Annotated in this window: 9 protein-coding genes; 6 read left to right on the top strand and 3 right to left on the bottom strand. The window is 62.2% G+C overall.

Annotation, left to right across the window (positions count from 1 at the left end; translation table 11 throughout):
- Nucleotides 1-161: 161 nt before the first annotated feature.
- From K675_RS0123270 to K675_RS0123260, 3 genes are read right to left on the bottom strand one after another with little or no spacing between them, the layout of a single operon-like run.
- Nucleotides 162-992: a metal-dependent hydrolase gene (locus K675_RS0123270; protein WP_017905873.1), complete on the bottom strand. Its 831-nt coding sequence runs from the start codon at nt 990-992 to the stop codon at nt 162-164.
- Between the two features lie 33 nt (nt 993-1,025).
- Nucleotides 1,026-1,928: an SDR family NAD(P)-dependent oxidoreductase gene (locus tag K675_RS0123265; protein WP_017905872.1), complete on the bottom strand. Its 903-nt coding sequence runs from the start codon at nt 1,926-1,928 to the stop codon at nt 1,026-1,028.
- Nucleotides 1,925-3,481, bottom strand: coding sequence for a flavin-containing monooxygenase (locus K675_RS0123260; RefSeq protein ID WP_017905871.1), 1,557 nt, complete (start codon nt 3,479-3,481; stop codon nt 1,925-1,927). The genes K675_RS0123265 and K675_RS0123260 overlap by 4 nt, the downstream gene beginning before the upstream one ends.
- Before the next feature lie 256 nt (nt 3,482-3,737).
- Here K675_RS0123260 and K675_RS0123255 point away from each other — a divergent pair, with 256 nt between their 5' ends.
- The 6 genes from K675_RS0123255 to K675_RS0123230 all read left to right on the top strand — a co-directional run bounded on the left by K675_RS0123255 (nt 3,738) and on the right by K675_RS0123230 (nt 11,970).
- Nucleotides 3,738-4,730, top strand: coding sequence for an alpha/beta fold hydrolase (locus K675_RS0123255; protein WP_017905870.1), 993 nt, complete (start codon nt 3,738-3,740; stop codon nt 4,728-4,730).
- A gap of 273 nt (nt 4,731-5,003) precedes the next feature.
- A complete protein-coding gene (locus K675_RS0123250; RefSeq protein WP_017905869.1) occupies nt 5,004-6,281 on the top strand; it encodes an alkane 1-monooxygenase in 1,278 nt (425 codons plus the stop codon).
- 136 nt (nt 6,282-6,417) lie between these two features.
- The gene (gene praA / locus K675_RS0123245) at nt 6,418-6,909 is read left to right on the top strand and encodes an alkane oxidation protein activator PraA (RefSeq protein WP_017905868.1); all 492 of its coding nucleotides are present in this window, start codon (nt 6,418-6,420) and stop codon (nt 6,907-6,909) included.
- Nucleotides 6,910-7,052: 143 nt separating this feature from the next.
- Nucleotides 7,053-7,556, top strand: a complete 504-nt coding sequence (gene praB, locus K675_RS0123240; protein ID WP_026145470.1) for an alkane oxidation protein activator PraB — start codon at nt 7,053-7,055, stop codon at nt 7,554-7,556.
- Nucleotides 7,557-7,669: 113 nt separating this feature from the next.
- A complete protein-coding gene (locus K675_RS0123235; RefSeq protein WP_017905866.1) occupies nt 7,670-9,106 on the top strand; it encodes an outer membrane protein transport protein in 1,437 nt (478 codons plus the stop codon).
- Between the two features lie 314 nt (nt 9,107-9,420).
- A complete protein-coding gene (locus K675_RS0123230) occupies nt 9,421-11,970 on the top strand; it encodes an acyl-CoA dehydrogenase (protein ID WP_017905865.1) in 2,550 nt (849 codons plus the stop codon).
- The last annotated feature ends 97 nt before the right edge of the window (nt 11,971-12,067 follow it).

Genomic DNA, 12,067 nt, shown 5'->3' with positions numbered 1-12,067 from the left:
GGGGGGGGGGGTATGGCACCGCCGCGCGGTGATCGCCAGCAAGCCGGCTCCCACAATGTGGACTACCCCCCAAGGGTTGGATGGGTGTTGAACTTATTGGGGGACAGTTCACAGTGTGGGAGCCGCTTGCTGGCGATAGCGATATCAGCTTCACCCCTTATCTATTTGCCCGCCTGCGCCCGAATGGCCTCCATCAACCCATCGATCCGCTCCAGTTGCTCGCGGTTGTCATGGTCCCAGGGGTGGAAGCCCGGCTTGAAGTAGTCCAGCCAGGGCAGTGCGATCCGCGGAAACACCCCGCGCCAGCCGAACAGGTACTTGACCATCCGCCACCACCCTCGCAGGTGATGCCCGGCCTTGCGGTCGGCGATCAGCAGGCGGACATGGAAGTCGAACACCACCAGCCAGAAAAAGAAGGTGGTCGACAGCATCGCCCCGGTGCGCAGTAAATAGCGTTTGGGACCCGGCTTGATCACCGTATTCCAGACATCGAAGGCCACCGACTTGTGCTCGGTCTCCTCCAGCGCGTGCCAGGTCCACATCTGTCGGTAGCCTTCGACCGAGTCGCCGAAGCGGCTCGGGTCGCGCAGCAGGATGTCGGCGAGCATCGCCGTGTAGTGTTCCAGGGCGATGGTGATCGCCAGGTTGAACGACGGCGCAAAGTGTTTCTTCTGGAAGTCGAGGATGGCTCGCAGGCGCCGGTCGAGCAGGTGGGCCGGTAGCCCGGCACCCTGCAGCAGGTCGTTGTAGAGCACATGCTCGCGGCTGTGCATGGCTTCCTGGCCGATGAAACCCTGGATCGCCTTGCGCAGTTGCGGATCTTCTATGCGGTCGCGGTAGTGGCGCACGCTGTCCATGAAGAACAGCTCTCCGGAAGGAAACAGCAGGGAGAGGGCGTTGAAGAAGTGGGTGACCCAGGGGCCCTCGGCGTGCCAGTCCTTGATGCGCTCGGCTGGCAGGCGTGGGTGGATATCGCGTCGGATCGGCAGCATGGCTGGTTCTCCTGAAAGGTCGGTTGAGGGCGGTCAGATCCCGCCCGAGTCCTTGATGTCGTAGCTCGTGGCCTTGCTCTTGCGCCGGCCCAGCGGCGACAGGCGTCGGGTGGCGAACACCACCAGCGCCTGGTAGGCGCTGGGCAGCAGGCGCACGAGCAGGTCCAGTGCATGGGCGTCACGACCGATCAGCACGCGGCGGCGGTTTTTGCGCACGCCTTGCAGGATCACCCGGGCGGCCTGTTCGGCACTGGTGATGAACAACTTCTCGAAATCGGCCCGGGCCTGTTGTTCGCTTTCGATCAGCAGGCCCTTGACGTTGTCGCTGATGCGGCTGGAGCGGGCGATATCGGTACGGATGCCACCCGGATGCACACTGGTGGCCGAGACGCCGTAGTCCATCAGGTCGAGCTCCTGGCGCAGCGCCTCGGTAAAGCCGCGCACCGCGAACTTGCTGGCGTTGTAGCCGCTCATGCCCGGCTGGGCGAACAGCCCGAACACGCTGGAGGTATTGACGATATGCCCGTCACCGGACTGTCTGAGGTAGGGCAGGAAGGCCTGGGTGCCATGTACCACGCCCCAGAAGTTGATGCCGACGATCCACTCCAGGTCTTCCAGGCTCATGCCCTCGATGGTGCTTGACAGCGCCACGCCGGCGTTGTTGAAAATCAGGTTGACCTGGCCGTGCTCGGCGGCCGTCGCCGCCGCCCAGTCGAACATAGCCTGGCGGTCGGCGACGTCCAGCACCTGCGAGCTCATGCGCAGGGGCAGCAGCGCGGCGGCGCGGGCCAGGACCAGGGTCTGTTCCAGGCCGGCGGCGTTCCTGTCGGCCAGCGCCAGGTGACAGCCCTCGCGGGCCAGGGCGATGGCCAGGGCGCGGCCCATGCCGGAAGCGGCGCCGGTGATGGCGGCGACCTTGCCGTCGAATGTCTTCATGAGTGGCGGCCTTGTGTGGGTTCCAGGGGGGCGGGCGCGGCAGCGCCGGGTCGCTGATGGCTGTCGCCGACAGTAAGGTAGTCGCGCAGCTCGAAGTGTCGGGTCACCTGACGGAAGCGCCAGGTGGAGCCCGGCCACAGCGTGGTGTTCTTGCCGGTACGCGGGTCCAGGTACCAGCTGCGGCAACCGCCGGTGGACCAGATCGCCCGCTTGAGCTGCTGTTGCAGCCTGCTGTTGTACTGGCGTTCGACCTGTGGCCGGACCTCCAGTGCGCGGATCCGCTGGTCGCGCATCTGTTGCAGTGCCTGGAGGATATAGTCGACCTGGGCTTCGATCATCAGGATCATCGAGTTGTGGCCCAGGCCGGTGTTCGGCCCGATGATCATGAACAGGTTGGGGTAGCCGGGCAGGCAGGTGCCCAGGTAGGCATGGGCGCCCTCGGCCCAGGCGTCCATGATGTCCTCGCCGTTGCGGCCGATCAGCAGGCCATGGGGCAGGGGTGCGGTGGCCTGGAAACCGGTGCCGTAGATCAGGCAGTCGACCGGGTGGCGCACGCCATCGGCGGTGACCACGGCATCGGCCTCGACGCGCTGGATATCCTGGGTCACCACCTTGACGTGGCTGCGGGTCAGCGCCGGGTAGTAGTCGTTGGAGATCAGGATGCGCTTGCAACCGATGGTGTAGTCGGGGGTCAGGGTCTTGCGCAGGGTTGGTGCCGTGATCTGCCTGTGCAGGTGGCCCAGGGCGATTTTCTGCACCAGCTTCATCAGTTTCGGCTGACGGGCGAAGGCAATCACCCGGCTTTCGAGCGCCCAGTAGATGGCCGCGCGGGCCAGGCGCTGGGTGACCGGCAGATGCTTGAACAGCCAGCGTTCGGCTGCGGACAGCGGGCGGTCGGGCTTGGGCAGGATCCACGGGGGCGTGCGCTGGAACAGGGTCAGGTGGGCCACCCGCGGGGCAATCCGCGGGACGAACTGGATCGCGCTGGCGCCGGTGCCGATCACCGCGACGCGCTTGCCCTCCAGTGGGTACTGGTGGTCCCAGTCCTGGGAGTGAAAGCTCTTGCCGGCGAAGCTCTGCAGTCCCGGAATGTCCGGCAGGGCCGGGCGCGACAACCCGCCCATGGCGCTGACCAGCACTCGGGCACTGACCTCGCGGCCATTGGCGAAACTCAGTTGCCAGCGTTGCTGCGTTTCGTCGTATACGGCCTTTTCCAGCGCCATGTTGTAGCGCAGGTGCGGGGTCAGGCCGAAGTCCCGGGCGCAACGTTCCAGGTAGGCACGTATCTCCGCCTGGGGGGCGAACTGCCGGCTCCAGTTCGGGTTGGGGGCGAAGGAAAAGGAGTAGACATGGGACTGCACATCACAGGCGCAGCCCGGATAGTGGTTGTCCCGCCAAGTGCCGCCGAGCGAGTCGGCGCGTTCGGCAATGAAGAAATCGGCCATCCCGGCCTCTTTCAGCCTGATGGCCATGCAAAGCCCGGCAAAGCCGGAGCCGATGATCGCGATATCGACCGATTCGCGGCCTGCGGGGGGTGACGAGTACGCATTCATGGTGTGTACCTCGATTGTGGCGACGCCTGACCGTCAGTTTCGTCGCTTGGGGGAAACCCGGTGTTGCACAATTGAATTATTTGTTTTAAAAATTAATTTAAATAATTTACCTGAAAATCTCACCTACGCTAGTGGGCTGTACGAATCGGCCGACTCACCTGACGGGTGGAAGTCGCGCGACAGCGCCGGGAGATCGCCACGGCAGGTGCCAATACCGGTACCTGGCCGGGTTGCAGGGATGCAGAGGGCTGAAGTCATGGGGTGGGGCGTAGCGGCGGTCGCTTTTGTGCTGGGCAGTGTCGGGTTCTGGGCAGCCAGCAACCGGATCAATCGGCGGATCGAGGAGGCCGTGCCGGCCGATGGGCGCTTCATCGAGGTCGATGGCGAACGCATTCACTATGTGGATGAGGGCCGGGGGCCAGTGCTGGTGATGATCCATGGCCTGAGCGGTTGCGGGCGCAACCTGACCCATTCGCTGTCGCCGCGGCTGCGCGAGCAGTTCCGGGTGATCACCCTGGACCGTCCCGGTTCCGGTTATTCCAGCCGCGCCCCTGGCGCGCATGTCGGCATCACCGCGCAGGCCGGCCTGATTGCCCGTTTCATCGAGATTCTGCACCTGGACCGGCCGCTGGTCGTCGGGCACTCACTGGGTGGCGCTCTGGCCCTGGCCCTGGCGCTCGATCATCCGCAACGGGTGTCCGGTCTGGTGCTGGTGGCACCCTTGACCCACCCGCAGCGCATGTTGCCCCTGGTGTTTCTGTCGTTGGGGGTCAGGCCCGATTTCATTCGGCGCTGGTTCGCCCGAACCCTGGCAGCGCCGCTGGGCATGCTCGGCCGCGCCAGCCTGCTCAAGGCGGTGTTCGCCCCCGAGCGTCCGCCGGCGGACTTCGCCGAGCGCGGCGGCGGCCTGTTGGGCATGCGCTCCGGCAACTTCTATTGCGCCTCCAGCGAGATCGCCACGGTCAACGACGATCTGCCACGGATGGTCCGGCGTTATCCGCAGCTCGAGCTGCCGGTGGGGCTGATCTATGGCACGCGGGACGAGGTGCTGGACTACCGCCGGCACGGTGAGTCGATGGCGGGCCTGGTGCCCGGCATTCAAATGGACATTCTCGAGGGGCGAGGGCACATGCTGCCGATCACGGCGGTCGAGCCGGTGGCGGCCATGGTTCGTGATATCGCCGCCCGGGTCAATGAGCAACAAGGTGTCACCCGGCAATATGAAACAGCGGCTGTCACGCTTTCCTGAAGCGGGTTTTCAGGTGTGTTGAACAGCATCACGAGCGACATTCAAAACGACGCCAAAAAAATAGTTGACGAGCTATCGAAAGCGGGCTAGTTTTTTGAAAAAACTTTTTGAATGTTTTTTTTAAAAATGCAATTGAGCGGTTAGAATAATGAAAATAACGCCTTTTGAAGCATTTTCTCCGTCTACTCCTGCCTGCTGCCCGGCGCAGCGTCCGTCTTGCATTTCGGTTGCATCCGCGGCAGTGCGGTCCATGAGCGCTGTACGGAGGTTGCCATGAATTCCACTGTCGCTGCACCGGGTATCTGGACCGATGGCAAGCGTCACCTGTGGTGGCTGGGCGCCTTGCCCATGGCGACTCCGATCCTGTCCGGCATGCTCGCCCTGGCCACCGGCATTCAATCGCTGTGGTGGATCGGAGTGGTGGTGATCTTCGGCCTGATCCCGATGATCGACGGCCTGCTCGGCGAAGACCGCAGCAACCCCCCGGAGACCATCGTTCCGGACCTTGAGAAACAGACCTACTATCGCTGGATCATCTACGCCTGTGTCGCCCTGATGTGTCTCTCCGTGGTCACCACGGCCTGGATGGCCGCCGGCGGTGTCGACTGGATCATCGGTGGCGGCCTGACGCAATGGGTCCAGGCCTATCACCTGCAGGGCTGGCCGGCCGGCCTGCTGGGTTACATCACCGAGCGCGCTCAGGTGCATGGCAGTGTCGGCTGGTTCACCTACCTGGGCATGGCAATGTCCACCGGGGCGGCGACCGGCATCGCGATCAATATCGCCCACGAGCTGGGTCACAAAACCAGGCCGCTGGAGCAGTTCCTGGCCAAGGTGGCTCTGGCGCCGACCTTCTATGGACACTTCTTCGTCGAACACAACCGTGGCCATCATGTGCGGGTGGCGACTCCGGAAGATCCGGCCAGCTCGCGGCTGGGCGAGAGTTTCTGGAGTTTTCTGCCCCGTTCGGTCTGGTTCAGCCTGCGCTCGGCCTGGCACCTGGAGCGCGAGCGTCTGCACAAGCAGGGTCTGCCGACCGTGCACTGGAAAAATACGGTATTGACCGCCTGGTTGTTCAGTGTGGTGCTGTGGGGTGTGTTGATTGCCTGGCTGGGGGTAACGGTGATTCCTTTCCTGGTGATCCAGGGCATCTACGGATTCTCTCTGCTTGAAGTGGTGAACTATGTAGAGCACTACGGCCTGCTGCGTCAGAAGTTGCCCAATGGTCGTTATGAACGTTGTTCCCCACGGCACTCCTGGAACAGTAATCGCATTGTCACCAACATCTTTCTGTTCCAGTTGCAGCGCCACTCCGATCACCATGCCTATCCGACCCGTAGTTACCAGGCACTGCGTCATTTCGATGAGTCGCCGCAACTGCCCTACGGTTACGCGAGCATGATCGTCTGGGCCTACGTGCCGTTCCTGTGGCGGCGGCTGATGGATCACCGGGTGCTGGCGCATTACTCGGGAGATGTGCGCCTGGCGAACCTGCAGCCCTCCAAGCGAGAGCAGTTGCTTCGGCAGTACGGTACTCGTTACAGCGATTGAATTGAATAGCAGTTGCATTGAGTGCGCACTTGAAAGTGTGCATGACGGGAGCGGCTTGCCCACTTTCAGTGGTGCTGTATGCAGCCGTGACAAGTTGACCGAATAAAAACAATAAGCAACGGGAAGGATGTCGAGCATGCACAAAGTTCTGTTGACCGTTCGTGTCGTTGCCGCGTTGCTGGGGCTTTCCCTGGTGGCGCCGGCTTTTGCCGCGGCGCGGATCGAGCCGGCCAATGCCGAGTTCACCGCCAAGGGGCCCATCAGTTTCGCCAAGAGCATCATCAGCGCCGATTGCACCATCCAGGTCAGCGGGCGGATCAGTGCCGACGGCAGTTATGTCAGCGTCGAGAAGGTCGGTTTCGATGGCGGCCTCAAGTGCGGCCAGGTCGAGGCCACGCACCTGCCCTGGAAGCTGATCGCCAAGGATGAAACCAGCGGTGCGATGTCGGGTATCCAGGTCACCGTGCATGCGCCGCTGGTGGGCGGTGATTGCGGGCCGACCACCGCCGAGGGCAGCTGGAACAACAGCACCGGCAAGCTCCAGGCGGCCAACGTGGCGCTGGAGGGCGGTTGCACCATCAAGACGGTTTCGATCCAGATGCCGCCGACGTTCCGGGTCATTCCCTGAGTCGATGGCAGTTCAGGCAACAGCAGGAATCTTGAAGTTTGGCTGATAAGGGAAACTCGGTCGTGGTTGCGGTACTCCGTGTCGTCTCAAAAGGCCATTAACCCCGGCGAAATGAATCGCCATACATGTGAGGAAAAACAACAATGAAAGGCATCAAAACTCTCGTGTCTGCAACTGCAATCGCTGTCTGCATGGGTGCTGCATCCATGGCTTCTGCCGCTACCATCGGCCCTAATGGTCCGTTCTCTGCCACCGGTAGCATCACTGTCAAGTCGCCTTCGTCGTTCCAGGCTCCGGTGACCTGCCCAGTCGTTGCCAGCGGTACCGTTTCCGGTGGTGTTGCCACTATCACCAGCTTCAGCACGTCCAGTGGCAGCGGTCTGTGCCAACTGCCACAGTTCAAGAACCTGCCTTCTCCAGGCTGGGTGATCACGGCTGCTACCGCTACCACCGGCACCATCGCCAACGTGGGTTACACCATCAGCAGCCTGCCATCGACCAACTGCGGTCCAAGCACCATCAACGTGAGCTGGGCCCCAAGCGGTACGGTCGGTGGCACTCTGAGCGCTACCAACCAGGCTCTGAGTGGCAACTGCACCGTGACCTCGCTCACGGTCGGCGCTCCAACCATCAGCATCACCCCTTGATGTCGTGACTCCGTTAAAGGGCTGATCACCCGCTGAAAGACAGGCGCCTTGCAAGAGGCGCCTGTTGAGCAAAGCGCTACGGTGAAGCGGTAGATAATAATAAGGAGTGGGGCATGAATAATAAGAAACAACATTTAAGCATTGCGGTCGCGCTGGCTGTATTGGGAGGTCTGGGCGTTACGACACCCGCCCAGGCTGGCGGCTTTTCCACCCCGACTTATGGTGCGCCCGGTTGGGGCCGTGCTTTCGGTGGTGGTTCATTGTTCAAGAACGATCCCAGCGCAGCTTTCAACAACCCGGCAGCGATGGCCTTCATCGACCAGAATGTCGCGCAGTTAACTGTTGATTACGCTCGCATCAAGATCAAGTACAAGGGAAACGTTAACGACTATCAGGGTAATCCTGCTACAACCCTGCCTGTGGATGCGAACGGAAACACAGGCGATCCAGTGCCTCTGACTGGCGACGGTGGACAAGGTGGTTTCACTGCCTGGTTGCCAACGGGATTCATGGTCATGCCAATCAATGATCGGCTTGCCTTTGGTCTCAGCCAAGTCGTGCCGCAGGGAATGCGTACTACCTGGGATGAGGGTTGGAAAGGCAGGGATTTTGCCGTTGATACCAAAATTGAAACCGTCGGCCTGACCGGTTCCCTGTCGTTCAAGGTCAACGACCAGTTTTCGCTGGGTGGCGGCATCATCGTGCAGAACAGCAAGGGGTTCGTTAGCCAGAACCTCAACCTGACCGGGGCTGCTGCACTTGCACCCAGTGGCTCACCATTTCCCTCTGGTGTTGGCTCGAACCTGATACGAGTCAAAGTAGACAACACCTCTGTTGGTTGGTTTACAGGGGTGGTCTGGAAACCGACCGAGCAGGACACCTTGGGCTTGAACTATCATGCCAAGATCAAGAACAAGATGGAGGGCAAGTACAATATTCGTGCTGATGCAATCGGTAGGTTCTTCATGACCCAGCCCGTTGGTGCCAACGGTGAGACGCTTGTCGAATTGGCTTATCCTGGGCTTAAGCTCAATCCGGATGGGGCCAATGCGTCGACCCAACTGGACATTCCCGCTACCGCCGGGCTGGATTGGGTTCACGTGTTCAATGACCGTTTCACCTTGGGGGCGAGCGCGACTTGGACTCAATGGTCCTCTTTCAAAAGCCTGACCCTGAAGTCCGATGGCAACACCCTCGTAGCCATTCCTTATAACTACAAGGACTCCATGATGTACTCGCTGGGTGGTGACTATAAGTTCACCGATCGGCTCACCCTGCGTGCCGGTGTGGCATTCGACCAGACTCCCACTCGTGACTCGACCCGAGACCCGCGGATTCCCGATAACGACCGTTGGTTCACCTCGCTGGGCTTCGGTTATGAAATCAAGGAGATTCCAGGACTCAGTATCGATGGAGCCTATTCGCGGCAGTTCGTGAAAGAGGCCTCGATCAAGACTCATAACGTTGATCGTCTGGGTGGCTCGACACTTGATGGCAAGGCCGAGTCCTCCGGTGAAGTGGTGAGCTTGGCGGCAACCTACAGGTTCTGATGACTCTTCAACGACATGGTAACAAGGGGCGAGTACGACGATGACAGGAATAGGGCGGTGTTGGCGCATCCGGCGCTGTCCTTTTCGATGTCATCGTCGTAGCGCCTGAGTTCGGCAAATTCCTGCCTTTCAAGAGCCGACCGCGGGTCGGTTTTTTAATTTTGTCTTGATGAAAAAATAATTTAAAAAATAATTTTAAAACATCTTCATTCTTTGTAAGGTAAAGCCTGCGAGCCGCCCATGGGTGGCTGATCAAGGATGCCGATCAACGGCGGCATCTGTGGTTTGTCTCGTATTGCTCAAGAGGTGTACCCATGATTTCCTGGTTATTGATTGCACTGGTGGGGGCGCTGATCCTCGCTTATCGGCAGGCACCGGCAAGTGCCTGGTTGGGGGGCGCCCTGGTCTGGTTGGGCGGTGGCTATCTGTTCGGCGTGGTTGCACCAATGGGCGTTGCGGTGGCGGCGATCCTGGTCCTGCTGCCGGCCGTGGTGCTGGCTGTCAAACCGCTGCGCCGGGCGTTGCTGAGCCGCCGGGCCCTGGCGCTGTTCCGCCAGATCATGCCGGCCATGTCCGACACCGAGCGCGCGGCCATCGAGTCCGGCACCGTCTGGTGGGACGCCGAGCTGTTCAGCGGCAAGCCGAACTGGGAGCGCCTGCTCAAGGCGGCGCCGGCGAGCCTGAGCGCCGAGGAACAGGCATTCCTCGACAATGAGGTGGAAACCCTCTGCGACATGGCCAACGACTGGGAAACCACCCAGGTCTGGCAGGACATGTCGCCCCAGGCCTGGCAGTACACCAAGGACGCCGGCTTTCTCGGCATGATCATTCCCAAGCAATACGGCGGCAAGGGCTTCTCCCATTACGCCCATTCCCAGGTGGTGATGAAGCTGTCGACCCGCTGCTCGGCGGCGGCCATTTCGGTGATGGTGCCCAACTCGCTCGGCCCGGCCGAACTGCTGCTGCACTACGGCACCGAGGCCCAGCGTCAGCACTACCTGCCGCGCCTGGCGCGCGGCGAGGACATCCCGTGCTTTGCCCTGACCAGCCCCTATGCCGGTTCCGATGCCGGGGCCATCCCGGATGTCGGGGTGGTTTGCAAGGGCCAGTTCGAAGGCGAGCAAGTGCTGGGCTTCCGGGTTACCTGGGACAAGCGCTACATCACCCTGGGCCCGATCGCCACGGTGCTCGGCCTGGCGTTCCGCGCCGAAGACCCCGAAGGCCTGCTGGGCCGCCAGGGCAGCCTGGGCATCACCTGCGCGCTGATTCCCACCACCCATCCCGGCGTGCAGACCGGCCGCCGGCACTGGCCGCTCAACGCGGTGTTCCAGAACGGTCCGACCCAGGGCAAGGACGTGTTCATCCCGCTGGAATGGGTGATCGGCGGCCGCGACCAGGTTGGCAACGGCTGGCGCATGCTCATGGAATGCCTGGCCGCCGGGAGGGCGATCTCGCTGCCTTCGGCCAACGTCGGCCTGAGCAAGATCGCGGTGCGTGGCACCAGCGCCTACGCGGCAATGCGTAAACAGTTCGGCCTGCCGATCGGCAAGTTCGAGGGTGTGCAGGCGCCGCTGGCACGGATGGCCGGGCACCTGTATGCCTGCGATGCGGTGCGCAAGGTCTCGGTAGCCTCGCTGGATGCCGGGGAAAAGCCTTCGGTGATTTCGGCCATCGCCAAGTACCACGTTACCGAGCGCGCCCGTGCGGTGGTCAATGACGGCATGGACATCGTCGCCGGCAAGGGCATCTGCATGGGCCCGAACAACTTCCTGGCCCGCGCCTATCAGCAGAGCCCGATTGCGATCACCGTGGAAGGCGCGAACATCATGACCCGCTGCCTGATCATCTACGGTCAGGGGCTGATCCGTTGCCATCCCTATGTGTTCCGCGAAATGGAAGCCGCCCGGGCGCAGGGGCGGGCCGGGCTGGAGGCCTTCGACAGCGCGATGTTCGGCCATATCGGCTTCGTCGTCGCCAACACCGTACGGGCGGCGGTGCATGGTCTGACCGGCGGGCGCCTGCTCAAGGCACCGGCCAGGACCGACAAGGCACTGGCGACCTACTACCGGCAGATCGAACGGCTGTCAGTGGTACTGGCGCTGGCCTCGGATATCTCCATGGGCGTGCTGGGCGGTGCGTTGAAGCGCAAGGAAAGCATCACCGGCCGATTGGGCGACATCCTTTCGCAGTTGTACATCCTGTCCTGCGTACTCAAGCGCTTCGAGGATGACGGGCGTCCGCAGGGCGATCTGCCGCTGGTGCACTGGGCGGCCCAGGATGCCTTGCTGCGTGCCCATGAGGCACTGGCTGAAACCCTCGACAACTATCCGTCCAGGGCGGCGGCACGGGTGATTCGCGGGCTGAGCTTCCCGTTCGGCATCCCGCTGCGCAAACCGTCCGACCACCTGCTCGGCGAGGTGGCCGAACTGGTGCAGGCTCCGGGTGCGAGCCGCGACCGGCTGCTGGCCGATTCCTATATCCCGCAGCCGGACATCGACAAGCTGGCCTATGGCGAACTGGCCTTCCGGCTGCTGCCACAGGTGGAACTGATCGAGGCGCGACTCAAGTCGGCCGTGCGCGAGGGCACCATCGCGCCGTTGCCGATTTCCCGCGAGGCCTTCGTGGTCTGGCGCGCCAAGGCCCTGGAATTGCAGTTGATCAGCGAGGAGGAGGACCAGTTGCTCGGGCGCTACGTCGAGTACGGCGACCATGCGATCCAGGTCGACGACTTCCCGCAGGACTTCGGCCTGCTCGAAGCCCTGCAGCGGCGCCAGGCGCATGTCGAACAGGCGACCAGGCCGGCGGCCAAGCGGCGCGCGGCGGTCAGCGAAGGCACGGCCATCGCTGACAACAGTGGTTATTGATCTTTCTCTGCTCTGGAACGGAATTCTTTCATGTCTGACGGTTATCTTTCTTTCGTCAACTCGCCCTGGGGCCGACGCCTGGCCCGCTCGGTCGGTC

The organism is Pseudomonas fuscovaginae SE-1 (assembly GCF_000364705.1).
GTDB lineage: Bacteria > Pseudomonadota > Gammaproteobacteria > Pseudomonadales > Pseudomonadaceae > Aquipseudomonas > Aquipseudomonas fuscovaginae_A.
The sequence above is the reverse complement of the archived record's forward strand: the minus strand, read 5'-3'. Positions and strand labels throughout refer to the sequence as shown.

Bases quoted from the DNA above. Each gene is read 5' to 3' on its own strand.
- K675_RS0123270 (WP_017905873.1), bottom strand. From the start codon at position 992: ATGCTGCCGATCCGACGCGATATCCACCCACGCCTGCCAGCCGAGCGC.
- K675_RS0123265 (WP_017905872.1), bottom strand. From the start codon at position 1,928: ATGAAGACATTCGACGGCAAGGTCGCCGCCATCACCGGCGCCGCTTCC.
- K675_RS0123260 (WP_017905871.1), bottom strand. From the start codon at position 3,481: ATGAATGCGTACTCGTCACCCCCCGCAGGCCGCGAATCGGTCGATATC.
- K675_RS0123255 (WP_017905870.1), top strand. From the start codon at position 3,738: ATGGGGTGGGGCGTAGCGGCGGTCGCTTTTGTGCTGGGCAGTGTCGGG.
- K675_RS0123250 (WP_017905869.1), top strand. From the start codon at position 5,004: ATGAATTCCACTGTCGCTGCACCGGGTATCTGGACCGATGGCAAGCGT.
- praA (WP_017905868.1), top strand. From the start codon at position 6,418: ATGCACAAAGTTCTGTTGACCGTTCGTGTCGTTGCCGCGTTGCTGGGG.
- praB (WP_026145470.1), top strand. From the start codon at position 7,053: ATGAAAGGCATCAAAACTCTCGTGTCTGCAACTGCAATCGCTGTCTGC.
- K675_RS0123235 (WP_017905866.1), top strand. From the start codon at position 7,670: ATGAATAATAAGAAACAACATTTAAGCATTGCGGTCGCGCTGGCTGTA.
- K675_RS0123230 (WP_017905865.1), top strand. From the start codon at position 9,421: ATGATTTCCTGGTTATTGATTGCACTGGTGGGGGCGCTGATCCTCGCT.